The sequence below is a fragment of the Streptomyces sp. NPDC002463 genome (genome assembly GCF_042889835.1).
GTDB lineage: Bacteria > Actinomycetota > Actinomycetes > Streptomycetales > Streptomycetaceae > Streptomyces > Streptomyces nymphaeiformis.
In genome coordinates this window covers 1-22,453 of sequence record NZ_JBIARL010000022.1, presented here as the reverse complement: position 1 = coordinate 22,453, position 22,453 = coordinate 1, and the positions used below count along the sequence as shown (strand labels likewise).

Genomic DNA, 22,453 nt, shown 5'->3' with positions numbered 1-22,453 from the left:
CTAGGTCTTCGAGACGCTTTGGGGTTCTTCCGCGGCCTGGAGCGCTTCCTCCCCCTCCGTGTCCAGGTGGGGCAGGATGCGGTCCAGCCAGCGCGGGGTCCACCAGGCGTGGCTGCCGAGGAGGGTCATCACGGCGGGTACGAGCAGCAGGCGGACCACGGTGGCGTCGATGAGGACGCTCGCGGCGAGGCCGAGGCCGAGCATCTTGACGACGATGTTGTCGGAGACGATGAAGGCCGCGAAGACGCTGACCATGATCAGTGCGGCGCAGGTGATGACCCGGGCGGTGATCTCCAGGGCGTGGGCCACGCTGGCCTTGGAGTCTCCGGTGCGCAGCCAGGCCTCGCGGACGCGGGACAGCAGGAAGATCTCGTAGTCCATGCTCAGGCCGAAGACGATGGCGAACATCATCATCGGCACGTAACTCTCGATGGGCACCTTCCCGTTGACGCCGAGCGCGGGTCCGCCCCAGCCCCACTGGAAGACGGCCACGACGACGCCGTACGAGGCGGCGATGGAGAGCACGTTGAGCACGGCCGCCTTGACCGCGACGAGGAGGCCGCGGAAGACGATCAGGATGACGAGGAAGGCGAGCGCGACGACGACGGCGATGATCAGCGGCAGGCGGCTGGAGACGATGTCGAGGAAGTCGACCTGGGCGGCCGTGTTCCCGGTGACGTAGGTCTGGGCGTCGGTGCCGGCGACGGCCTGCGGGAGGACGTCGTCGACGAGGTGGTTGGTCAGCTGGGTCGTCTTCTCGTCCTGCGGCGAGGCCACCGAGTAGGCGGTGCCGACGAGCACGTCCCCGTCGGAGGTGGTCTGGAGCGGGGTGACGAAGGCGGCGTTCGGGACGCCCGTGAGCGACTGCTGGAGTTTGGTGGCGAGGGCGGCCCGGTCGGAGGCGGGTACGGCCGACTGGTCGACGACGACGGTGAGCGGCCCGTTCGCGCCGGGGCCGAAGGACGTGGAGATCAGGTCGTAGGCCCGCCGGTCGGTGAAGGACTCGGGGTCGGCGCCGTCGCCGATGTGGCCGAGCTGGATGAAGAGCAGGGGGAAGGCGAGGACGAGCAGGACCAGGACGCCGCCGGTCAGGAACCACCAGGGGCGCTTCTCGACGCGCTGCGCGTACCGGTGCCAGGTGCCGTGCGCGGCTGCGCCGGGCTCGGCGTCGGTCTCCGCGACGGGCTTGCGGACGTGGTAGCGGTCGATCTGTCTGCCCACGAGTCCGAGCATGGCCGGGACGAGGGTGAGGGCGGCGATGACGGCGGTGACGACCGTGAAGGCGGCCGCGAGGCCGAGTTTGCCGATGAAGGTGACGCCGGAGACCCAGAGGCCGGAGAGGGCGATGATGACGGTGCAGCCGGAGACGAGCACGGCGCGGCCGCTGGTGGTCGTCGCGAGGGCGGCCGAGTCGGCGGGATCGTGGCCGTTCATGAGGTTCTGGCGGTGGCGGGTGATGAGGAACAGCGCGTAGTCGATGCCGACGCCGAGGCCGATCATGGTGGCCAGGGTGGGTGAGACGGTCCCGAAGGTGAAGGCGGCGGCCATCAGGCCGAGCAGGGCGAGCCCGCAGATCGCTCCGAGGAGTGCGGTGATCAGCGGCAGGACGGCGCCGATGACGCTGCCGAAGCCGATGAGCAGGACGACGATCGCGACGGCGAAGCCGATGGCCTCGCTGCTGCGGTCGTCCGCGGTCGGCCGGGCGAGTTCGCCGAGGGAGCCGCCGTACTCGACGGTGACGCCGGCGTCCCTGAGGGGCTGCACGGCGGCGTCGACGCCGTTGAGGTAGTCGGTGCCGAGGGTGGAGGGCGCCACGCTGAAGCGGATGGTGATGTAGGCGGTCTTGCCGTCCGTGGAGAGCGGGCCGGTGTTGGGCGTCCCGGCCGGGAGCGGGGGCGGGGTGCTTCCGGGCGGCGGCAGCGGGTTCTGGACTCCGATGACGTCGGGGAGCTTCGCCAGGGCGGCGACGGCCGAGTTGACCGCGGACGACTCCTGCGTGAGGGGCTTCGAGGGGTCGTTCAGGACGACCTGGGAGCTGTATCCGCCGGCGGCGGGATCGTGCGCCTTGAGGACGTCGAGACCCTCGGCCGACTGCACTCCGGGGAGCGCGAAGTCGTCGGAGAACATGCCGCCGACGGCCCGGTCGGTGATCTGGAGTCCCGCGACGGCCGCCAGCCAGAGGGCGATGACGACGATGAAGTGGCGGGCGCACCAGTGGCCGAGTCGGTAGAGGACGCCTTGGGAGGGTGCTGGCCGGCTCTTGGCCTGGCTTCCTGCGTTCATGGCGTGGCCGTGTCCGGATAGGGAAGTCCCCGAGCGGTTCCGGCACCCGCGTCGTGCGGGCCTACCCGTCCATTCTTCGCCTCGCGCCGCGCTCCGGCATCTCGGCCTGCGCGCGGCCGGGTAGGAGACTGCTCGCGGCGGGTAGTCCGCCCGTGACGTCCGGGAAGCTCGTGCCATCCCGGGAACTCGTGCCATCCGGGAAAGGGGAGCAGCATGCGGGAAGAGGGTTCCGAGCGGAAGCCGCTGTCGGCGGCCGAACTGTTCGACGGTCTGGGCATCGCGTACGAGCGGGCTTTCGGCCGTCTGCCGGAGCAGTTGGCGGCGGTGGACTGGCTGACGGACCGACTGGGCGCGGGGGCCCGCGTCCTGGACGTCGGCAGCGGAACGGGGCGGCCGGTCGCCGACCGGTTGGTACGGGCCGGGTGCGCGGTGACGGGCATCGACGTGTCCGGGGAGATGGTGGGGCTCGCCCGCGCGCAGGTGCCGGAGGCCCGGTTCGAGCAGGTGGACGTGCGCGACTACGACGCCGCCCCGGGGAGCTTCGACGCCGTGTGCGCGTTCTTCCCGCTGCTGATGATGAGCCGGGCGGAGGCCGTCGCCTCCCTGGAGCGGATGGCGGGCTGGGTGGCGCCCGGGGGCTATCTCGTGACCGCCACGGTGCCGGCGGACGTGGACGGGCTGGAGATCGAGTGGATGGGCCGGCCGGTCAGGGTGTCCAGTTTCCCGGTCGAGGAGTACGTGCGGACGCTGCGGGAGGACTGCGGTCTCGAGGTCCTGCGGCACGAGGTGTCGGTGTTCCGGCCGGACGACGAGCGCGCGGCGCCGGAGGAGCATCTCTTCTGCTTCGCGCGGCGGGTCGAGCCCGTCTGAGGGGTGTCCCAGTGGTCGGGCAGCCGTCTCGGGATGCGGAAGAGAAGAAGGTCACAGTCGTACGCCCTCTGCTCCTTTGTGGATCTCCCCTAGCATCCGAGCCATGACGGTCCTGCCTGACGACGGGCTCTCCCTGGCGTCCGAATTCCCAGACGCGCCACATGAGCAGTGGCAACACCTCGTGGCGGGTGTCCTGCGCAAGTCGGGCAAGGAGGTCTCCGGCGACGCCGCCGAGGACGCCCTGTCCACCCTCCTTGAGGACGGCCTCGACACCCGCCCGCTGTACACCGCGCGCGACTCCGCGTCCGCCCCCGGTCTGCCCGGCTTCGCGCCCTTCGTGCGCGGCGGGCGGGCCGAGGGCAACACCACCGGCGGCTGGGACGTGCGCCAGCGCCACCTGACGGCCGACGGCGAGGCGGTCCTCGCCGACCTGGAGAACGGCGTCACCTCGCTGTGGCTCGGTGTCGGCGGCTCCGGCATCCCGGTGTCCTCGCTCGACGCCGTCCTCGACGGCGTCTACCTCGACCTCGCACCCGTCGTCCTCGACGCGGGCGACGAGACGGAGGCGGCCGCCGAGCGGCTGCTGCGGCTGTACGAGGAGCGGGGCGTCACCCCTGAGGCGGCCCGGGGCAACCTGGGCGCGGACCCGCTGGGCCACGAGGCCCGTACCGGCCGCGCGGCCTACGGCCTGGCGTCCGTCGCCGGTCTGGCGCGCCGCTGCGCCGACACGTACCCGGGGCTGCGGGCCCTGACCGTGGACGCCCTGCCGTACCACGAGGCGGGCGGCTCGGCCGCTCAGGAGCTCGGCTGCTCGCTCGCGACAGGCGTGGCGTACCTGCGGGGTCTGACCGCGGCCGGACTGAGCGTCACGGAGGCGTGCGGGCAGCTGGAGTTCCGCTACGCGGCCACCGCCGACCAGTTCCTGACGATCGCGAAGCTGCGCGCCGCGCGCCGCCTGTGGGCCCGTGTCGCCGAGGCCTGCGGGGCCCCGGAGGCGGGCGCGCAGCGCCAGCACGCGGTGACCTCGCCGGTGATGATGACGCGCCGCGACCCGTGGGTGAACATGCTGCGCACCACCATCGCGACGCTCGCCGCGGGCGTGGGCGGCGCCGACAGCGTCACCGTGCTGCCCTTCGACGAGGCGCTCGGCCTGCCCGACGCGTTCGCCCGGCGGATCGCCCGCAACACCTCCACCGTCCTCATCGAGGAGTCCCACCTGTCCCGGGTGATCGACCCGGCGGGCGGTTCCTGGTACGTGGAGCGTCTCACCGACGAACTCGCGCACGCCGCCTGGGAGTTCTTCCAGACGATCGAGCGCGAAGGCGGTCAGGAGGCCGCGCTGCGCTCCGGTGCGATCGGCGAGCGGCTCGCCGAGACCTGGGCCGCCCGCAGCAGGAAGCTCGCCACGCGCCGCGAACCGATCACCGGTGTCAGCGAGTTCCCGCACCTGGCGGAGAAGCCCGTGGACCGCGTGCCCGCGCCGGAGCCGCTGTCCGGCGGTCTTCCCCGCGTCCGGCGCGACGAGGCGTACGAGGCGCTGCGCGCCCGCTCGGACGCCCACCTCGCGGCGACCGGAGCCCGGCCCCGCGTGTTCCTTGCGGCGCTCGGCCCGGCGGCCGCGCACTCGGCCCGGCTCGCCTTCGCCGCCAACCTCTTCCAGGCGGGCGGCATCGAGGCCGTCACCGAGGGCACGTTCGAGGAGAGCGGCGCCCGCGAGGCCTGCCTCTGCTCCAGCGACGCGCTGTACGAGGAGGGGGCGGAGGCCGCCGCCGGGGAGCTGCGCGCGTCCGGGGCCGAGCACGTCCTCCTCGCCGGGCGCCCCGGGTCGTACGCCGGTGTCGACACGTACGTCTTCGCCGGCTGCGACGCCGTCGCCCTGCTCTCCACGACCCTCGACCGCATGGGAGTGTCCTGATGTCCATCCCCGATTTCTCCGGGATCGAGCTCGGGGCACAGGCCGCCGGGGGCGGTCCCGACGAGTGGCGCTCGGCCGTGAAGAGGGCGGCGGGCGGTGACGACCTGCTGTGGGAGACCCCGGAGGGCATCGCCGTCAAGCCGCTGTACACCGGGCAGGACCTGGAGGGCCTGGACTTCCTGGACACCCTCCCGGGCATCGCCCCGTACCTGCGCGGCCCGTACCCGACGATGTACGTGAACCAGCCCTGGACGATCCGTCAGTACGCGGGTTTCTCCACGGCCGAGGAGTCGAACGCCTTCTACCGGCGCAACCTCGCCGCCGGCCAGAAGGGCCTGTCGGTCGCCTTCGACCTGCCGACCCACCGCGGCTACGACAGCGACCACCCGCGCGTCACGGGTGACGTCGGCATGGCCGGCGTGGCCATCGACTCCATCTACGACATGCGGCAGCTGTTCGATGGCATCCCGCTGGACAAGATGTCCGTGTCGATGACGATGAACGGCGCGGTCCTTCCGGTCCTCGCGCTGTACATCGTGGCCGCCGAGGAGCAGGGCGTACCGCCGGAGAAGCTGGCCGGGACCATCCAGAACGACATCCTCAAGGAGTTCATGGTCCGCAACACGTACATCTATCCGCCCGGTCCGTCGATGCGGATCATCTCCGACATCTTCGCGTACACCTCGCAGCGGATGCCGCGCTACAACTCCATCTCCATCTCCGGGTACCACATCCAGGAGGCGGGTGCGACGGCCGACCTGGAGCTGGCGTACACGCTCGCGGACGGTGTGGAGTACATCCGCGCCGGGCGTGAAGCGGGCCTGGACGTCGACGCGTTCGCGCCGCGGCTGTCGTTCTTCTGGGCGATCGGCATGAACTTCTTCATGGAGATCGCGAAGCTGCGCGCCGCCCGCCTGCTGTGGGCGAAGCTGGTGAAGCAGTTCGACCCGCAGAACGCCAAATCCCTGTCGCTCCGCACGCATTCGCAGACCTCCGGCTGGTCGCTGACCGCGCAGGACGTGTTCAACAACGTCACGCGGACGTGCGTGGAGGCGATGGCGGCGACCCAGGGCCACACCCAGTCGCTGCACACCAACGCCCTCGACGAGGCCCTCGCACTGCCGACGGACTTCTCCGCCCGCATCGCCCGGAACACGCAGCTGCTCCTCCAGCAGGAGTCGGGCACCTGCCGGACGATCGACCCGTGGGGCGGCAGCGCGTACGTCGAGAAGCTCACCCACGACCTGGCCCGCCGCGCCTGGAAGCACATCCAGGAGGTCGAGCAGGCCGGCGGCATGGCCAAGGCCATCGACGCGGGCATCCCTAAGCTCCGCGTGGAGGAGGCGGCGGCCCGCACCCAGGCCCGCATCGACTCCGGACGGCAGCCGGTGATCGGCGTCAACAAGTACCGGGTGGCGTCAGACGAGCAGATCGAGGTCCTCAAGGTCGACAACTCCTCGGTCCGCGCCCAGCAGATCGAGAAGCTGCGGCGGCTGCGCGAGGAGCGCGACGAGACCGCCTGCCGGGACGCGCTCGACGCGCTCACCCGGGCCGCGGGCGGCGACGGCAACCTCCTGGAGCTCGCCGTGCGCGCGGCCCGCGCGAAGGCCACCGTCGGCGAGATCTCGGAGGCCCTGGAGAAGGTGTACGGCCGGCACGCGGCGCAGATCCGTACGATCTCCGGCGTGTACCGCAACGAGACAGGCGAGTCCCCCTCCGTGGAGCGCACCCGGGCCCTGGTCGACGCCTTCGGCGAGGCCGAGGGGCGCCGGCCGCGCATCCTGGTCGCCAAGATGGGCCAGGACGGCCACGACCGAGGCCAGAAGGTGATCGCCACGGCCTTCGCCGACCTGGGCTTCGACGTGGACGTCGGCCCGCTGTTCCAGACCCCGGCCGAGGTGGCGCGTCAGGCCGTCGAGGCGGACGTGCACATCGTCGGGGTCTCGTCGCTGGCCGCGGGTCACCTCACCCTCGTGCCGGCGCTGCGGGAGGAGCTCGCGGCGGAGGGCCGCGAGGACATCATGATCGTGGTCGGCGGTGTCATCCCCCCGCAGGACGTGCCGACGCTCCTGGAGATGGGCGCGGCGGCCGTGTTCCCGCCGGGGACGGTGATCCCCGACGCGGCCCACGACCTGGTGACCCGGCTCTCGGCCGACCTCGGGCACGACCTGTGATCGGTCTCGACACGTACGTGAAGGGCGTGCTCGACGGGAAGCGGGCGGTGATCGCGCGCGCGATCACCCTCGTCGAGTCGACGCGCCCCCAGCACCGGGCCCTCGCGCAGGAGCTCCTCACCGAGCTCCTGCCGCACAGCGGCAAGGCCGTGCGGATCGGGATCAGCGGGGTGCCCGGGGTCGGGAAGTCGACCTTCATCGACGCGTTCGGGACGATGCTGACGGGGCTCGGCCACCGGGTGGCGGTGCTCGCCGTCGACCCGTCGTCGACCCGTACGGGCGGCTCGATCCTCGGCGACAAGACCCGCATGGAGCGGCTGGCCGTCGACCCGGCGGCCTTCGTCCGCCCCTCCCCCAGCGCCGGCACGCTCGGCGGGGTCGCGAAGGCGACCCGCGAGTCGATGGTCGTGATGGAGGCCGCGGGCTACGACGTGGTGCTCGTGGAGACGGTGGGCGTCGGGCAGTCCGAGACCGCCGTGGCCAACATGGTCGACTCGTTCCTGCTGCTCACCCTGGCCCGTACGGGCGATCAGCTCCAGGGCATCAAGAAGGGCGTCCTGGAGCTGGCCGACGTGGTCGCCGTCAACAAGGCGGACGGCCCGCACGAGCGCGACGCCCGCGCCGCCGCGCGGGAACTGGCGGGCGCACTGCGGCTGATGCACGGCGCCGACGCCGTGTGGACGCCGCCGGTGCTCAGCTGCAGCGCGCGGGAGTCGGCGGGCCTCGACGAGGTCTGGGAGCGGCTGCGGGCGCACCGCGCGCTCCTCGACTCGACGGGGCGCCTCGCGGCCAAGCGGCAAGACCAGCAGGTCGACTGGACGTGGTCGATGGTCCGCGACGAGCTGCTGCGCCGGCTGCACACGGACCCGGCGGTCCGGGAGGTCACGCCCTCGCTCGAGCGGCGGGTCAGGGACGGCGAGCTGACGGCGACGCTGGCGGCCGAGCAGATCCTGAAGGCCTTCGGGGAGCGCTGAGACCGAGACGGGGTAAGGGCGCCTGGACGGGGATTCCCGTCGGGCGCCCTTCTCCATGCCCGGCGGCAGGCGCTCTCAGGCGTTGTTCTCCATGCCCGGCCGCAGCCGCGCGAGCAGCCCGTACAGGGTGGCGCTGTCCTCCGCGCCGAGCGTGTCGAGGGCGCCGTGGGTGGCCTGCATCTCCTCGCGGACCCGACGGATGACCTCCCGGCCCTCGTCGGTCGCCACGACGTTCTTGACGCGCCGGTCCGAGGCGTCGGCCTCGCGGCGCACGAGCCCGCGCCCCTCCAGGCGGTCCACGATCCCGGTGACGTTCGACGCGTCGCACACGAGGAGCGTGGCGAGGGCGCGCATCGGCAGCGGGCCGTTCAGCTGGGCGAGGACCTTGGCCTGCGTGGACGTCAGTCCGTGATGGGCGGCGGCCGCGGCGAAGTCGCGCCACTGGGCCGTGCCGATGGCGGCGAGGAGCTCAAGCAGCTGGAGCTTGGTGGGCGTCTCGGGGGTGGTCGCGCTCATGCGTCGAGCGTACTCACGATCGTTGACATTATCAATTATTTACTTAAGCACCTCAATCATTCACTTGACCTCCTCAACCATCGAGGCCTACCTTCGTCGCATTACTTGATGACGTCAAACATCTACGACGTGAAGCACTGAGAAGGCCCCCACCCATGAGTCACGAGACCACCCCGCCCGCCGCCGATCCCCGGCGCGAGACGCTCATCGTCTTCGCGCTGAGCCTCGCCGCCATGGTCGTGTCGATGATGCAGACCCTGCCGGTCCCGATCCTCGGCCTCATCCGCGCCGACCTGGGCACCTCGGCCGCGAACGTGAGCTGGGTGACCACCGCCACGCTGCTCTCCGCCGCCGTCTTCACCCCGCTGCTCGGGCGCTTCGGCGACCAGCACGGCAAGAAGCCCACCCTCGTCGCCGTCCTCGGCGTCATGGTCGCCGGCTCCGTCGTCGCCGCCCTGGCGACCTCGCTCCCCCTGCTGATCCTCGGCCGCGTCCTCCAGGGCGCCGCCACCGCGATCTTCCCGCTGGCCCTGTCCGTGCTGCGCGAGGAGGTCCGCCCGCAGAAGCTGCCCGGCGCGATGTCGCTGGTCAGCGGCACCCTGGCCTTCGGCAGCGGCCTCGCGCTCGTCGCCACCGGCCTGCTCACCTCCGGCTCCGACGCCGACTACCGCAGCGCCTTCTGGATGGCCACCGGCTTCGCCGCGATCGCCCTGCTCGCCGTCGTGTTCCTGGTCCCCGCGACCCGCCACAAGACCGGCGGCCGCACCGACTTCCTCGGCGCGCTCACCCTCGGCGCCACCCTGCTGCTGCTCCTGCTGCCGATCTCGCAGGGCCACGAGTGGGGCTGGACCTCGGGCCGCACCCTCGGCAGCTTCGCGGCCGCGGCCGTCATGACCGTCGTATGGGTCCTCACCGAGCTCAAGGTCCGCGAGCCCCTCGTCGACATGCGGATGTTCGTGCACCGGCCGGTGCTCATGGCGAACCTGGCCGGCGTCCTCGTCGGCTTCGGCATGTTCGCGAACTTCCTGGGCGTCTCGTACCTCGTCCAGATGCCCGAGGCCCTCACCGGCTACGGCTTCGGCGCGTCCATCCTGCGGGCCTCCGTCGAGTTCCTGCTGCCCGGCGCGATCGTCTCCCTGCTCGCCTCGCCGATCGGCGGCCGGCTCGTCCGCCACCGCGGCCCGCGCACCGCGCTGACCCTGGCCGCCGCCCTCGGCGCCGTGGGCTTCGGCTGGCTCGCCCTCGACCACGGCCACACCGCCTCGGTCATCGGCGCCGGTGTGATCGTCGGCGCGGCCGTCAGCTTCGGCTACGCGGCCATGCCCGCCGTCATCATGTCGAGCGTCCCGCACCACCAGAGCGGCATCGCCAACGGCATCAACTCCATCTCCCGCTCGACCGGCAGCGCGATCGGCAGCGCCGTGGTCACCACGATCCTGGCCTCGCAGACCATCGGGCACCTCCCCGCCGGCGTCCCGCCGCTGCCCGCGGAGTCCGGCTTCACCCTCACCTTCTGGATCGGCGCCGTCGCCTTCGCGCTGGTCGCGGTCATCGCCCGCCTCGGTCTGCGGACCGGCCAGGCGCCCCGTACCGAGCGGGTGAACGCACCGGCGGCCGAGAAGGCGACGGCCGCGGCATGACACGAGGGGCGGGTCCGTCGGATGACGGACCCGCCCCTCGGCCGTGGACCGGTACGTCAGACGCGGTCGGCCGCGATCAGGACGTACTGGAAGGAGCCGTCCCTGTACGACTCGATGAACGCCTCCTCGATGCCGGTGACCAGCGAGGACGTGGCCCGCAGCTCCCAGTAGGGCAGGGTGTCCGGCGTCAGGTCGATGACGGCCTGCGGGACGAGCCGGTTGTCGGCCATCGACTTCAGGTACTCGCGGCGCGAGTGGATGTTGCACTCGAAGTGCGCGTTGATCTGCGAGACCCACTTCGACGGCTGGCCGTACTTCGGGTTCCAGCAGCCCGTGATGGTCACGTAGCGGCCGCCGACCTTCAGGAAGCGGGAGTGCTCGGCGAACAGGTCGTCCAGGTCGACGTACATGCTCGACTCGTTGTTCCACGAGGCGGCGATGCTGCCCTTCTCGAAGGGGGTGTCGAGCATGTTGCACACCTGGGCGTGGACGTGGCTCTCGATGCCCAGCTCCTTGGCACGCTTGTTGCCGAACTCGGCCTGCGTGGAGGAGAGGGTGACGCCCTCGACCTTGCAGCCGAAGCGCTGGTGGGCCATCACGCTCGAACCACCGCGGCCACAGCCCGCGTCGACGAGGGTGTCCTCGCTGCCGATGGGGCCGAGGTGGTCCAGGAGGACCTCGGCCTGCGCCGACTCCAGGCGGTGCAGCTCGGCGATCAGCTTCTTCTCGTACTCGCTGTCCTCGACGTCCCCGAGGGCGGCGTGGTCGACGGCGCCGATGCCGTAGTGGTGGTGGTACAGCCCGTCGACGTCGCCCAGGCGCAGGTTCACGGGCCTGGCCTCGGCGTTCCAGTAACGGGCGATGTCTCCCTGGTACGGCGTCGCCGGGGCGGGAACGAACGCGGAGTCGACGGTGGGGAGCTCGGTGTTGGTCACAGATGGAATCCGTTCTTACCAGAAATCGGGCAGGCTGTAGCGGTACGTATTGGTCTGGTGCCAGTAGTGGTTGCCGTCGACCCAGACGGCGACTCCGCGCAGGAAGCGGAGCACGCTCGGGACGGGGCAGGCGGCGGCCAGCTCGGCGGACGCGGCCTCGAAGTCGCGCATGAGCTCGTTGTGGACCTCGACGGCCTTCAGGTAGCCGTCCTTCTCCGACAGCGACTCCTTCTCGGAGAGCACCACGGGCAGGTTCATGTGCCGGCCGGGGCTGGCGAGTTCCTTGGTGTACGAGTAGAGGTCGTTGACGATGGTGCTGGCATTGCCGGCGAGCGCGAGGACCCGCTGCATGGCCGGCTGGGCGTGCAGGTCGGCGGGGAGTTCGTAGCCGCCGACGGTGTCGGTGATCGTGGGGCAGGGGCGGAAGTTGTTGAACTGCCGCATCGCCAGGTACTCCCAGACCTCCGGCACGTGGTCCGTCTCGTCCCACGCGGCCTCGGCGAGGTAGCCCAGGTGCAGCCGGGCCATGTCGTGCCGGAACCGGTCGGCCTGGGACGGGGTCGCCATGCGGACGAAGTACTCCATGGCCGAGCGGTAGGAGCGCCGGGGCGCGTCCGCGTGGAGCGACTCCGCCCACACCGGCTGGTACTCCGCCGTCGAGTGCAGCGGGTCCAGGGCGGTGTGCGCCATGAGGAGGCGTCCGCCCAGACCGATGGGCGAACCACCGAGGTCCTCGCAGTAGCAGTCGTCCACGGCGTTCTCGGCGACCATCAGCCGGGCGGCGACCATGAGGTGCTCGATGGTCGGGGCGTCCGGGTGGCAGGCCACCATGTAGCGGCCGACGTGGAACCCGTCGAAGTCGCCCTCCCAGTCCTCGGGGTAGAGCTGGATCTCGTCCAGCGCCCAGGACTTGATGCGGAGGCTGACCTCCTCCACGCGCACCGGGTCGGGCTCGGGCACCGGATGCCAGTAGAGGCCCGGGATGATCAGGGCGTCCGCCGGCGCCTCGACGGCCGCCGCCCGGGGTGCCAGGGGCTCCGCACGCGGGACCAGGGAAAGGCCCGCCGTACCGAGACCGCTGGGACCGCGCGGCACCCATCCCGGATCGGGCCGGGTCGGCGCCGCTACGGCGGCGGCGTCGACCGCGGGGACCGCAGAGGAGGCCGGGGCCTCGACCGGTGCCCCGGCCGAAGCCGCGGCGGCGAGCCCGGTGGGGGGCCCGGTGGGGACCCCGGCGGTGAGCCCCGTGGGGGGCCCGGCCGGGGCTTCCGGGTGGGGGGCCGCCGGAAGGTCCGGTGCGTCGGCGAGGAGGTGGGGGAGGGCGATGCCGTGGGCCGCCGCGTCGGCGAGGACTCGGGCGGTGAACGAGGCCGCGGCGCCGGGCAGGCTGGACTGCAGAGGGGAAAGCCCGGGATCGGGCATCCGTGACTCCTTGGAGAGAGGGGTGGGCCGTCCCGGATTCCGGGCACGCCGGCCCGGCCCGGATGGTCCGGGTGGTGGTGGCCTGCGGGGAGGGCCTAGTCGCGCCGGCGCGCGATCTGTACGTTCTCCAGGACGCCGAGCGCGTTCGGGACGAGGACGGCGGCGGAGTAGTACGTCGTGACGAGGTACGACATGATCGCCTGCTCGCTGATCCCCATGAACCGCACCGACAGGCCCGGCTCGTACTCCTCGGGCAGACCGGTCTGGCGCAGACCGATGACGCCCTGGTTGTCCTCGCCGAGACGCATGGCGAGGATGGAGCTGGTGTTCTCCTTGCTGATCGGGATCTTGTTGCAGGGCAGGATCGGGACCCCGCGCCAGGCCGGGACCCGGTGGCCCTGGAGCTCGATGGTGTCCGGGTAGAGCCCGGCACGGTTCCACTCGCGCCCGATCGCGGCGATCGTCTTGGGGTGGGCGAGGAAGAGCTTGGTGCTGCGGCGGCGGCAGAGCAGCTCGTCGAGGTCGTCCGGGGTGGGCGGGCCGGAGTGCGGCTGGATCCGCTGCTTGAAGTCGGCGTTGGGGAGCAGGCCGAACTCCGGGTTGTTGATGAGCTCGTGCTCCTGGCGCTCGCGCAGCGCCTCGATGGTGAGCCTGAGCTGCTCCTCCGTCTGGTTCATCGGCCCGTTGTAGAGGTCGGCGACCCGGGTGTGGACCTTCAGGACGGTCTGGGCGACGGAGAGTTCGTACTCGCGCGGCTTGAGCTCGTAGTCGACGAAGGCGCCGGGGATCTCGGCCTCGCCCTTGTGGCCGGCCGACATCGCGATCTCGGCCTCGCCGTACTTGTTCTGCCGCTGGTCGGGCAGCGAGCTGAACTCCCGGATGTGGGCCTGCAGGCTCGGCGCCGAGTCGAGGATGTTCGTGAAGTCGGCGCGGGAGAGGGTGAGCAGGGTGCCGGAGGTCTCGGCGGTCGCGGTGTAGTCCCAGCCCGCGTCGCCGTCGAGGAGGGCGTTCTCACCGAACCGGTCGCCGTCGGCGAGCGTCGCGACCGCGACCTCGTCGCCGTACTTGCCGACGGAGGTCTGGTTGATGCGGCCGTGGGCGATCAGGTGGATCTGGTCGGCGGGCGCCCCGCGCTGGACGAGCACCTCGCCGACGCCGAAGTCGCGCTGGACGCAGCGGTCGGCGAGCGCGTTGAGCACGTCGACGTCCTCGAAGCCGCGCAGCAGGGCCAGTTCGCCGAGCTCGCGGGGGATCACGCGGACGCGGGAGCCGTCCTGGACGAACTCGATGCGTCCGTCGCCGACGGTGTAGCTCAGCCGGCGGTTCACCCGGTAGGCGCCACCCTTGGTCTCCACCCAGGGGAGCATCCGCAGCAGCCAGCGGGAGCTGATCTCCTGCATCTGCGGGGCGGACTTGGTCGTGGTGGCGAGGTTGCGGGCGGCCGCGGTGCTGAGGCTGGACTGCCGGGGCGGCTCCAGCCGTACCGGGCGGTCGTCAACGGTCATCGGGACGAGCTCTCCTTGGCGAGGGCGGCGATCGGCGCACGAAGGCGTCGAAAACCGGCTGAAGAAGATGAAAGGGGGGCGAAGATCCGGGAATCGGTCCAGATCTCGGGGAACATTAACGGCCGCCGAGCCCGCCTCGCTCAGAGAGTCCGAGGGCATTAACTCCTTGCAGTGATCTTGCTCGAAATGATGTTTACCCCTGCCATCTGCAGGTTTCCGGCCAACCCATCGGGAGTCGGCCAGCGACGCACCCCGCGCCCGAGGTTCGGTCGCCCGTTCGACCCCCCGGGTCGGGGGGCCTGCGGGCCCGGGCGGACGCGACTGGTCCATACGGGGGAAGCGTTCGCCCTCGCGTGCGTCGTGTTGACCGGAGCGACCGGGGGTCAGCGCTTGAGCTGTCCTTCCAGCCACTGGAGGACCTCGGGCGTCACCGGGTCGGCGATGTCGGCGAACTCGTCGTGCTTCTTCAGGAACTTCGCGACGTAGGGGCAGACGGGGACGATGCGCATCCCGGAGGCGCGGACGTCGGTGAGGGCCTGCTCGATGAGGATCGAGGCCAGACCCCGGCCCGCGTAGGCCTCGCCGACCTCGGTGTGGAAGAAGACCCGGCGGTCGTCGCGGTCGCGGTAGGCCGTCAGACCCGCGCGCTCGCCGTCGACGAGGATCTCGTACCGGTGACGGGCGTCCACGCGCCGGACGACGGGGGTGGTGGACTGCTCGGTCATGGGAGTGCCTTTCGTAGGGTGTGGGTGCGGGCCGTGAACGGTCAGTGGCGCGCGGGGTTCCTGCGCGGCGCGATCCGGGCGTTGGGCAGGGCGGGGGCGGGGAGACGGTCGCCGGGGTAGCCCTCGACCTCGCCGAAGCGGTCGGACTCCTTCTCCCACTCCTCTCGGGCCTCGACGATGTCCTCGTGGCTGCGGCCGATGAAGTTCCACCACATGACGATCTCCTCCTCGAACGGAGTGCCGCCGAGGAGGACCGCGCGGGCGGGGGCGTCCGACTCGTTCGTCAGGGTCAGGGCGTCGGCCCCGGTGGGGGCGTATCCGAGCTCGGCGGGGCGCAGGAGCGTTCCGGCCATGCGGACCTCGCCGGTGTCGACGAGCAGGCCGTGCTCGTAGGCGGGGTCGACGGGGAGGGTGACGGTCGCGCCCGGGTCGAGGACGAGTTCGGCGCCGAGGAGCGGGGTGAAGGTGCGGACCGGGGAGGCCGAGCCGGCGAGCGACCCGAGGAAGACCCTGAGGTCCGCTCCGTCGACGCGGACCGTCTCGGGGGCGTGGTGCTGGAAGTCCCGGGCGGTGTTCCGGTGCTCCTCGGGGAGGGCCACCCACAGCTGTACGCCGTGCAGGACGGTGGTGCGGGCGGTGGAGACCTCGGTGTGGCTGATGCCGTACCCGCCGGTCATGAGGTTCAGTTCGCCGGGGCGTACGTACGCGTGGCTGCCGAGGCTGTCGCGGTGCTCGATCTCGCCGCTGAACAGCCAGCTCACGGTCTGCAGTCCTATGTGCGGGTGAGGGGCGACGTCCATGCCGCCGGACTCGGCGACGTCGTCGGGGCCGTAGTGGTCGGCGAAGCACCAGGCGCCGATGAGCGTCCGGGCGCGCTGCGGGAGCGTGCGCCGTACGGTCATGGCCCGGGGCCCCCCGAGCGGGACGTCCCGCGCCGTCAGGACCTCGATCTCCGCGATACTCATGCCGACCCCTCCAGAGATAGTTCCATTTTCAACAATCATGGACGATGATAGCCCTTGCGACGGTGACACGCACTGTTCGCGGACGAGGCGGGCACGGCCCGGAAGGAGCGCACGGTGAGCGACACGGCAGGAGCCCCGGCGGACAAGCGGATCTACGTCGACAAGCAGAGCCCCAAGGCCTATCACGCGCTGGTCCAGACGGCCGACGCCGTGCGCGCGACGGCCGCCGAGGCCGGGCTCGACCGCATTCTGGTGGAGCTCGTCAACATCCGCGTGTCCCAGATCAACGGCTGCGCGTACTGCCTCGACGTGCACACCAGGGCCGCCCTGCGCGCGGGCGAGACGGCCCGCCGTCTGGGCGTGCTCGCCGCCTGGCGCGACACCGAGCTCTTCACGGACCGCGAGCGCGCCGCGCTCGACCTCGCGGAGGCCACCACCGCCCCCGCCGACGCCCTCGCGCAGGAGCGTGCCTGCGACAGCGCGCGCCGGTCGCTGAGCGACGACGAGATCTCGGCGGTGATCTGGGTGGCGATCACGATCAACGCCTTCAACCGGGTCTCGATCATGAGCAAGCACCCCGTACGGGAGACACCCGCCAAGCGCTGATCCCGGGCGGCGGACACGGCGGAGGTCCGGTGCCGTCGGGGCACCGGACCTCCGGGGGATTCCTGTCGGGTCGGTCAGGCGGAGACCGCGGGGAGCAGTCCGGTGACCGGCGCCGCCTGGTCGGTGAGCTGGTGCAGCTGCCCCAGCTGGTTCAGCCCGTCGAGTCCGTTCAGCTGGCCCGCGATGCCGGGGAACCGCCCGCGGGACTCCTCGGGGATGCCGGTCGTGGCGAGGGAGTCGAGCTCGCTGATCGGGTTGATCTTGGGACCGAGGGGGCCGGTCGCGTCGGCGGTGGTCGCGGCGGACGCCGCGGACGCGCCGAGGCACGAGAAGGCGGCGGCGACGGCGAGGATCGAGGAGATGCGTCGTGTTGAGGTCACACCCTCACAACGGGCCGGCCTGCCGCGGGTCACGCCCTACCCCCGCTCCGACCGTTCTCACCGTCCGAACGGGGGGTCCCGCAAGCTGAGGGGCGAGGAAAGCGAAGAGACTATTTCAAGTGGTTTTGAGAAGGAAGCCTCTTCATGGCCTCGCCCGGGACGACCGTAGCAGTCAGGCGGGGATCAGGTCGCGCAGATTTTCGGGGGTGAGGACGCGCGAGCCCTCCGGCAGGCCGTCGGGGCGCTCCAGACCGATGTACGTGACGGGCCCGTCCGGCAGCGTCGAGCCGTCCCACCAGGTCGTCGCGGTGGCGTCGGCGGCCATCAGGTCGATCAGGTGGCGGACCGTCAGCGGGGTGCGGGCGAGCAGGCCCCGGAGCAGCACGGAGACCGACACCCGGTTCTCCTCGACCCGGTTCGCCGACGGATTGCCCCTCAGGTGGAGATGCAGCCACCGCGCGCGCCAGCGGCCGTCCTCGCCGCGCTCGAACGCGAGCGGCAGCGCGACCCGGCCGGGTCCGCGGAGGTCGGACTTCATGCGGACCGTGCGCGGCTCGAACGGGCGGCCCCGCTGCTCGGTCTCGCGCAGCATGTAGCCGAAGAACGACTCCTCGACCTGCTCGAAGCCCTCCCCGGAGAAGAGGTTCACCTGCGGCACGACGAAGCTGCCGCGGACCGCCCCGAGCCGCAGGTCGATGAACTCCGAGGCGCCGTCCGGCGCGTCGGTGATGTCGCCCGAGTGGCTGCCCTCGACGGCCGTGAGAGCGGTGTACGAGAGCCAGGTGACGGTCGCGTAGTCGTCGTCCAGGACCAGTGCCGACAGGTCGTAGTCGGTGCTGCACGCGGTCTGCTTCCAGTACGTGAAGAAGCGCAGCAGCTCGCCCTCTACGGGCGAGACGGAGCCGCGCGGCAGGACGCCGAACCCCGCGGCGGTCGCGCGGCCGCTGAGCGGGAGCGCCACGTCCAGGACGGCGGGGTCGACGAGCAGCCGGCCGGGGGCGGGCAGCCGGCGCCGCGTCTCTGCGTCGAGGACGGCGCACAGCCGTTCGCGTACGGCGGACGGCAGCGGCGGCCGGGTGTCGGCGGTGACCCAGGCGCCGCCGAGCCGGTTCACGAACACCCGCCGGTCCCCCGTCGTCCCCGCCCGGTTCTGGACGTGCTCGCGCAGGGAGAGGACGACGCGGCCGGAGACCTGGGGGACGGCGCTCTCGAACGCGGCGAGGACGGCGTCGAGTTCCTTCGGCCCGTCCGCCGCGCACAGCAGCCGGTCCAGTGCGCGCAGCAGTCTGCCGGGGGCGGCCGTCAGGAGTGCGGCGGCCGCGGCGACGTCGCCGCGGCCGAGGAGTTCCTCGACGCGGCTGTCGAAGGACGGCGCCTTCTTCTCGCCCCGGGCGACGGCGAAGACCTCCGCGGCAGACGGCCGGCGCGGGTACTCGTGCGGGTGCAGCCGCTCGCCGAGGCGCTTCCACGCCTCGCGGTGGGCGGCGACGTCGGCGAGCTTCGCGGGGGCTTCGGCGACGACGGCGTCGAGGCCGCCGAGCAGGGCGCGGCGGACGGGCCGGGACAGCGCGCGGAACCGGGTCGGCTCGCGCAGGGTGACGTCCCCGTCGGAGAGCGCGCAGGCCAGGCGCAGCACGTCGGTGACGGTGTCCAGGAGGAGATCCGCGCCGGCGTCGAGGCGGGCCCGGTTGACGACGGCTCGGATCTCCCGGACCGGGATCGCCTCGGGCTGCGGCCCGTCGATCCGGTGGGCGGCGAGGACGGCGAGGTCGCGCAGGTGGTCGTCGCCGAGCGGGGTGGTGCTTCCGGCCAGGGACAGATAGAGGGCGGTGACCTCGTCGTCGAGGGTGCCGCCGGGGTGCAGGACCGTCATGCGGTCGTCCGCCGCGGCGATCAGTTCGTCGTGCGCGGCGAGCATCTGCTCGTACGTGTGGCGGTAGACGCCGTACGACGGGAGGGTGAGGAGGTCGAGCACGCCGGCCCGCAGCCGCTGGAGCACGCCGGGGCGCGCGGTGTCGTCGTCGAGGGTCTCGGCGACGCAGCGCATCCAGAACTCGAAGGTGTCGGGCACGTTGGCCGGGAAGTCGACGAAGTACACGTTGTGCCGGACGTGGTCGCCGACCGTCTCGCGGACCGTGTCGAGGGTGCGGGCGGCGAGGGCGACCACCGTCTCCTCCGGCAGCCGGGCCAGCTCTTCGAGCAGCCCGGCCGACAGCTTGAACCCGGCCGACATCAGGGCGGCGTCGAACCGCCGTGCCGCGACGCCCCCGTCGTCGTTCCCGCTGTTCCGGGCGGTGTGGGCCGGGAGGGGAAGACGGTGGGTGTGCCGGACGATCAGACGTTCGAGAGCGTGGACCATTCCGGCATGCTGCCAGCCCGGCACGGCCCGGTGCATGCGGATTTCGGGCCGTGGGGCGGGCGCGCGGGCGTGGGACTCAAGGGGTCGTGCGTACGGGGAAGCTGAAGGTGTGCCCGTTCTGCTTCAGCCACGGGAGCACCTGCCGCAGGGCCGCGACGGTCTGGCTGCGGTCGCCGCCGCCGTCGTGGAAGAGGATCGTCGGACCGTTCGACAGCTCGTTCTTGACGGTGTTGACGATCGAGGCCGTGCCCGGCTGCTCGAAGTCCTTCGTGTCCACGTTCCAGCCGAGCGGCCGCATCCCCAGGCCGGAGGCGAGGCGGCGGCTGTCCGGGGTGAACGCGCCGCCGGGCGCGCGGTAATAGTCGATCCTCGCTCCCCCGGCCGCGTCCTCGATCATCTTCTTCGCGTCGAGGATCTCCTGCTTCTGGTACGCGAAGGGCTTCTTGTCCATCGTGGTGTCGTGGGACACGGTGTGGTCGCAGAGCCGGTGGCCCTCGGCGACGATCCGCTTGACGATGTCGGGGTTCTGCTTGGCCATCGGGCCGACCATGCAGAACACGGCCTTGACGCCGTTCTCCTTGAGGATGTCCAGCATCTGCGGCGTCCACCGTGCGTCGGGGCCGTCGTCGATGGTGATGTTCACGGCCGAGCCCCCCTGCTCGGCCGCGTGCGCGATGCTCTCGGGGACCTTCGCGGGCCGCACCTGGGCCGGCCCCTTCGGCTTCCCGTCGGGCGTCTGCGAGATCGACGTGTCCCCCATCTTCGCGACGGCCTCGTCGTCCATCAGCGCCGCCGCGCCCCACACCGCCAGGCTCAGTGTTACCGCCGAAGCCACCACGGCTATGTGCGCCGTGTACTTGCCCTGCCCCATGGAATCCCCACTCCCCGTGTTTCCGTCCATCTCCCTGGTGAGAGGACGGTACGAGGAGCCGGAAGGTTTCACCGAATCCGGATCAACTGGCGGGACGGCGGTGGGCCGGATCGCGTCCGCCCCGCTGACGGCCGCTCAGCTCGTGCCGAACGGGCGGCGGAACGCCCCGCCGCCGACGGGGCAGCGGGGCGCTCGTGCGGTGCCGGAGCCTCAGGAGTCCGCGGAGACCGTCCCGACGAGGTCGCCGACCTGCGGGTCGGGCATCGCGCGGGCGACGGTCGTCATGTCCCGGGCGGTGGTCACGGCCATCGCCCGTCTCGTACGGCCCTGCCCTAGGACGCGCGCCGCTTCATGGCGTCGTGGGCCTTCTCGGCCGCCTCGTGCACCTTCTCCATCGCCTCACGGGCGCTGCCCTTCGCGCGGTCGGCCTTGCCCTCCGCCTCCATCCGCCGGTCGCCCGTCGCCTTCCCCATGGCCTCCTTGGCTTTGCCCTTGCTCTTCTCCATCCCGCTCTCACGCATGGGTCGAACTCCTTTCTCTCTCGTCATGCCGGCGTCCCGCCGCCGTCGAGGGTCTCGACGATCGCCGCGGCGAAGGCGTCGAGATCGGCCGGCCGGCGGGAGGTGATGAGGGGGTGGCCCGCCGAGCCGTCGACCACGACCTCCCGGTCCCGCCAGGTCCCGCCCGCGTTCTCCAGGTCGGGGCGGAGGGAGGGGTACGAGGTCAGTTCGCGGCCCCGGGCGAGCCCGCAGTCCACGAGGATCCAGGGCCCGTGGCAGATCGCGGCCACCGGTTTGCCGGCCTCGGCGAACGCGGAGACGAGGCGTCGCGCCTCGGCGTCGGTCCGCAGCCGGTCGGCGTTGAGGGTGCCGCCCGGCACGATCACGGCGTCGAAGCCGTCCGCCGTCGCCCGTGCCAAGGTCGTGTCCGGTGGGACGACGGCGCCGGGACGCCGGTCGCCGACGACGGTCCGGACGGGCGCGTCCTTCTGCGCGGCGACGGTGACCCGGGCACCGTGCTCCCGCAGGACGGCCACGGGCTTGCGCAGCTCGTCCTGTTCCGTGCCGTGGTTCGTCGTGAGGACGAGCACGCTCCTGCCGTCGAGCTTTCCGTCGTGCTTTCCGTCGGACGACACGATGGGCCTCCTCTCGGGCGGCGCTCCCCCACCACTTCTGCGCCTCACCCCGCGCACGCGTCTCAAACGTCGAGCTCCGTCCCTCCTGCGTGCATGTTCCCGGAGGAAGGGGGCAACCGCGCTGGTACCGAGTTCCCGTGCCGACCACCGACCGGCCGGATTCCGAAGGCAGCGGAGGTGCCGCCATGGTTGCCCTTCTTCTCGTCCTCCTCGTGATTCTCTTGCTGTTCGGCGGAGGATTCGCCCTCCACGTCCTCTGGTACATCGCCCTCGCGGTCCTCGTGCTGTGGCTGCTCGGCTTCCTGATGAGGAGCGGCAGCGGCCGCTGGTACCGCTGGTGAGCGGGTCGCGGCCCCGGAATCGCACGCACCGCCGCCCCGGAGGGTCCGGGGCGGCGGTGCGTGCGTCCGGGCCGGGGCCGGTGCCTCACTCGCCGGCCCCTGGTCGTGACCGCGCCGTCCGGCGCCGCGCCCAGCGCACGACGAGGATCAGCAGGGCGACCAGGGTCAGCACCCACACCGCGGCGAACGTCCAGATGAGCACCGGCGCCTCGGTGGCGACCGCGAGGACGAGCAGGGCGAGGGTCGTGGCGCCGAGCGCCGCGACGCCGAGGGAGGGAAGGTGTCGGCGGGCCCGGGCGATCGAGGGAACGTGCAGGCGCGGAGCCCGCCGCATCGTGCGCAGGCTGCGGGCCAGCGAGACGTCCTGCTGGTTGAGCTGCTCCTCGATCTCCGCCAGAACGCGCCGTTCGTGCGCCGAGAGCCGGGCCTCGTCCATCGCGGACACCTCCTCCCGATCCAGGCGCGCCGACATGGGCGCGTCGTGTCTCTACAGCTTCCCCCTGGATTCGTGTCAAAGCGCCACAAGAAGGGCATCCTTTCCTCAGATGAAGGAGCCCTCATGTCCACCGCCGGAGAACGCTCCCACACCACGCTCACCGCCGTCGGCCCCGGCCCGGGGCCCGACACCACCGGGGCCGCCACCCGCCGGACGGCGCTCGACGGGATCCCCGAGCCCGCCTGCCCGTCCGCCGTCTCCACGGACGACGCCCGGGCCCTGTCCGTCGCGCTGTTCGCCCGGCTACGGGCCCTGGAGGAGGGAACTCCCGAGTACGCGTACGTCCGCAACACGCTGATCGAGCTCAACCTCAGCCTCGTCAGGTTCGCCGCCCGGAGGTT

At 71.8% G+C, this 22,453-nt stretch carries 20 protein-coding genes and 1 pseudogene; 8 read left to right on the top strand and 13 right to left on the bottom strand.

The features are described 5' to 3' along the window. Window positions 1-2,283: an MMPL family transporter gene (locus ACFYX3_RS33680; RefSeq protein WP_389021725.1), complete on the bottom strand. Its 2,283-nt coding sequence runs from the start codon at window positions 2,281-2,283 to the stop codon at window positions 1-3. Window positions 2,284-2,496: 213 nt separating this feature from the next. Here ACFYX3_RS33680 and ACFYX3_RS33675 point away from each other — a divergent pair, with 213 nt between their 5' ends. From ACFYX3_RS33675 to meaB, 4 genes are all read left to right on the top strand, one after another. Continuing rightward, complete coding sequence (locus tag ACFYX3_RS33675) at window positions 2,497-3,153, top strand: class I SAM-dependent methyltransferase (RefSeq protein WP_376583131.1); 657 nt, start codon at window positions 2,497-2,499, stop codon at window positions 3,151-3,153. A gap of 103 nt (window positions 3,154-3,256) precedes the next feature. Next, entirely contained in the window at window positions 3,257-5,068 is a 1,812-nt protein-coding gene (locus tag ACFYX3_RS33670; RefSeq protein ID WP_389021721.1) for a methylmalonyl-CoA mutase family protein, read from the top strand. After that, complete coding sequence (gene scpA, locus ACFYX3_RS33665) at window positions 5,068-7,242, top strand: methylmalonyl-CoA mutase (protein ID WP_389021718.1); 2,175 nt, start codon at window positions 5,068-5,070, stop codon at window positions 7,240-7,242. The genes ACFYX3_RS33670 and scpA overlap by 1 nt, the downstream gene beginning before the upstream one ends. Beyond that, a complete protein-coding gene (meaB, locus tag ACFYX3_RS33660; protein ID WP_389021714.1) occupies window positions 7,239-8,216 on the top strand; it encodes a methylmalonyl Co-A mutase-associated GTPase MeaB in 978 nt (325 codons plus the stop codon). The genes scpA and meaB overlap by 4 nt, the downstream gene beginning before the upstream one ends. Before the next feature lie 75 nt (window positions 8,217-8,291). Here the strand turns inward: meaB and ACFYX3_RS33655 are convergent, their stop codons facing one another. Next, on the bottom strand, window positions 8,292-8,732 hold the full coding sequence (locus tag ACFYX3_RS33655; protein ID WP_184933033.1) for a MarR family winged helix-turn-helix transcriptional regulator: 441 nt from the start codon (window positions 8,730-8,732) through the stop codon (window positions 8,292-8,294). A 155-nt stretch (window positions 8,733-8,887) separates the two neighbouring features. Between ACFYX3_RS33655 and ACFYX3_RS33650 the strand changes: the two genes are divergently transcribed. Next, entirely contained in the window at window positions 8,888-10,372 is a 1,485-nt protein-coding gene (locus ACFYX3_RS33650) for an MFS transporter (protein WP_389021709.1), read from the top strand. 56 nt (window positions 10,373-10,428) lie between these two features. Here the strand turns inward: ACFYX3_RS33650 and ACFYX3_RS33645 are convergent, their stop codons facing one another. The 5 genes from ACFYX3_RS33645 to ACFYX3_RS33625 form a co-directional block, all read right to left on the bottom strand. After that, window positions 10,429-11,307, bottom strand: a complete 879-nt coding sequence (locus ACFYX3_RS33645; protein ID WP_389021706.1) for a geranyl diphosphate 2-C-methyltransferase — start codon at window positions 11,305-11,307, stop codon at window positions 10,429-10,431. Window positions 11,308-11,322: 15 nt separating this feature from the next. After that, window positions 11,323-12,729, bottom strand: coding sequence for a family 2 encapsulin nanocompartment cargo protein terpene cyclase (locus tag ACFYX3_RS33640; RefSeq protein WP_389021702.1), 1,407 nt, complete (start codon window positions 12,727-12,729; stop codon window positions 11,323-11,325). Window positions 12,730-12,824: 95 nt separating this feature from the next. Further along, complete coding sequence (locus tag ACFYX3_RS33635) at window positions 12,825-14,234, bottom strand: family 2B encapsulin nanocompartment shell protein (protein WP_389021697.1); 1,410 nt, start codon at window positions 14,232-14,234, stop codon at window positions 12,825-12,827. Between the two features lie 383 nt (window positions 14,235-14,617). After that, on the bottom strand, window positions 14,618-14,959 hold the full coding sequence (locus tag ACFYX3_RS33630) for a GNAT family N-acetyltransferase (RefSeq protein ID WP_389021694.1): 342 nt from the start codon (window positions 14,957-14,959) through the stop codon (window positions 14,618-14,620). A gap of 41 nt (window positions 14,960-15,000) precedes the next feature. Then, a complete protein-coding gene (locus ACFYX3_RS33625; RefSeq protein WP_382660538.1) occupies window positions 15,001-15,924 on the bottom strand; it encodes a pirin family protein in 924 nt (307 codons plus the stop codon). Window positions 15,925-16,038: 114 nt separating this feature from the next. On the opposite strand from ACFYX3_RS33625, the gene ACFYX3_RS33620 reads away from it, so the two are divergent. Further along, a complete protein-coding gene (locus tag ACFYX3_RS33620; protein WP_382660537.1) occupies window positions 16,039-16,530 on the top strand; it encodes a carboxymuconolactone decarboxylase family protein in 492 nt (163 codons plus the stop codon). A 74-nt stretch (window positions 16,531-16,604) separates the two neighbouring features. On the opposite strand, the gene ACFYX3_RS33615 is transcribed toward ACFYX3_RS33620, so the two are convergent. The 5 genes from ACFYX3_RS33615 to ACFYX3_RS33595 form a co-directional block, all read right to left on the bottom strand. Further along, complete coding sequence (locus ACFYX3_RS33615; RefSeq protein ID WP_376583104.1) at window positions 16,605-16,910, bottom strand: hypothetical protein; 306 nt, start codon at window positions 16,908-16,910, stop codon at window positions 16,605-16,607. Between the two features lie 172 nt (window positions 16,911-17,082). Next, window positions 17,083-19,269 (bottom strand): hypothetical protein, encoded by a 2,187-nt coding sequence (locus tag ACFYX3_RS33610; protein WP_389021688.1) that lies wholly within the window; start codon window positions 19,267-19,269, stop codon window positions 17,083-17,085. Between the two features lie 76 nt (window positions 19,270-19,345). Continuing rightward, the gene (locus tag ACFYX3_RS33605; RefSeq protein ID WP_389021685.1) at window positions 19,346-20,140 is read right to left on the bottom strand and encodes a polysaccharide deacetylase family protein; all 795 of its coding nucleotides are present in this window, start codon (window positions 20,138-20,140) and stop codon (window positions 19,346-19,348) included. Window positions 20,141-20,472: 332 nt separating this feature from the next. Next, window positions 20,473-20,661: a CsbD family protein gene (locus ACFYX3_RS33600; protein WP_382660534.1), complete on the bottom strand. Its 189-nt coding sequence runs from the start codon at window positions 20,659-20,661 to the stop codon at window positions 20,473-20,475. Between the two features lie 23 nt (window positions 20,662-20,684). Next, entirely contained in the window at window positions 20,685-21,275 is a 591-nt protein-coding gene (locus ACFYX3_RS33595) for a type 1 glutamine amidotransferase domain-containing protein (protein WP_382660533.1), read from the bottom strand. Between the two features lie 185 nt (window positions 21,276-21,460). On the opposite strand from ACFYX3_RS33595, the gene ACFYX3_RS33590 reads away from it, so the two are divergent. Next, window positions 21,461-21,616: a hydrophobic protein gene (locus ACFYX3_RS33590; protein ID WP_389021680.1), complete on the top strand. Its 156-nt coding sequence runs from the start codon at window positions 21,461-21,463 to the stop codon at window positions 21,614-21,616. Window positions 21,617-21,701: 85 nt separating this feature from the next. On the opposite strand, the gene ACFYX3_RS33585 is transcribed toward ACFYX3_RS33590, so the two are convergent. Further along, window positions 21,702-22,088 (bottom strand): DUF3040 domain-containing protein, encoded by a 387-nt coding sequence (locus tag ACFYX3_RS33585; RefSeq protein ID WP_389021677.1) that lies wholly within the window; start codon window positions 22,086-22,088, stop codon window positions 21,702-21,704. A gap of 87 nt (window positions 22,089-22,175) precedes the next feature. Here ACFYX3_RS33585 and ACFYX3_RS33580 point away from each other — a divergent pair. Further along, window positions 22,176-22,453, top strand: a pseudogene (locus ACFYX3_RS33580) (RNA polymerase sigma factor SigF); the annotation flags it as partial.

Coding starts and splice junctions, on each gene's coding strand:
- ACFYX3_RS33630 (WP_389021694.1), bottom strand. CDS start 14,959: ATGACCGAGCAGTCCACCACCCCCGTCGTCCGGCGCGTGGACGCCCGT.
- ACFYX3_RS33635 (WP_389021697.1), bottom strand. CDS start 14,234: ATGACCGTTGACGACCGCCCGGTACGGCTGGAGCCGCCCCGGCAGTCC.
- ACFYX3_RS33655 (WP_184933033.1), bottom strand. CDS start 8,732: ATGAGCGCGACCACCCCCGAGACGCCCACCAAGCTCCAGCTGCTTGAG.
- ACFYX3_RS33585 (WP_389021677.1), bottom strand. CDS start 22,088: ATGTCGGCGCGCCTGGATCGGGAGGAGGTGTCCGCGATGGACGAGGCC.
- scpA (WP_389021718.1), top strand. CDS start 5,068: ATGTCCATCCCCGATTTCTCCGGGATCGAGCTCGGGGCACAGGCCGCC.
- ACFYX3_RS33650 (WP_389021709.1), top strand. CDS start 8,888: ATGAGTCACGAGACCACCCCGCCCGCCGCCGATCCCCGGCGCGAGACG.
- ACFYX3_RS33625 (WP_382660538.1), bottom strand. CDS start 15,924: ATGAGTATCGCGGAGATCGAGGTCCTGACGGCGCGGGACGTCCCGCTC.
- ACFYX3_RS33675 (WP_376583131.1), top strand. CDS start 2,497: ATGCGGGAAGAGGGTTCCGAGCGGAAGCCGCTGTCGGCGGCCGAACTG.
- ACFYX3_RS33680 (WP_389021725.1), bottom strand. CDS start 2,283: ATGAACGCAGGAAGCCAGGCCAAGAGCCGGCCAGCACCCTCCCAAGGC.
- ACFYX3_RS33590 (WP_389021680.1), top strand. CDS start 21,461: ATGGTTGCCCTTCTTCTCGTCCTCCTCGTGATTCTCTTGCTGTTCGGC.
- ACFYX3_RS33600 (WP_382660534.1), bottom strand. CDS start 20,661: ATGCGTGAGAGCGGGATGGAGAAGAGCAAGGGCAAAGCCAAGGAGGCC.
- ACFYX3_RS33670 (WP_389021721.1), top strand. CDS start 3,257: ATGACGGTCCTGCCTGACGACGGGCTCTCCCTGGCGTCCGAATTCCCA.
- ACFYX3_RS33605 (WP_389021685.1), bottom strand. CDS start 20,140: ATGGGGCAGGGCAAGTACACGGCGCACATAGCCGTGGTGGCTTCGGCG.
- ACFYX3_RS33610 (WP_389021688.1), bottom strand. CDS start 19,269: ATGGTCCACGCTCTCGAACGTCTGATCGTCCGGCACACCCACCGTCTT.
- ACFYX3_RS33640 (WP_389021702.1), bottom strand. CDS start 12,729: ATGCCCGATCCCGGGCTTTCCCCTCTGCAGTCCAGCCTGCCCGGCGCC.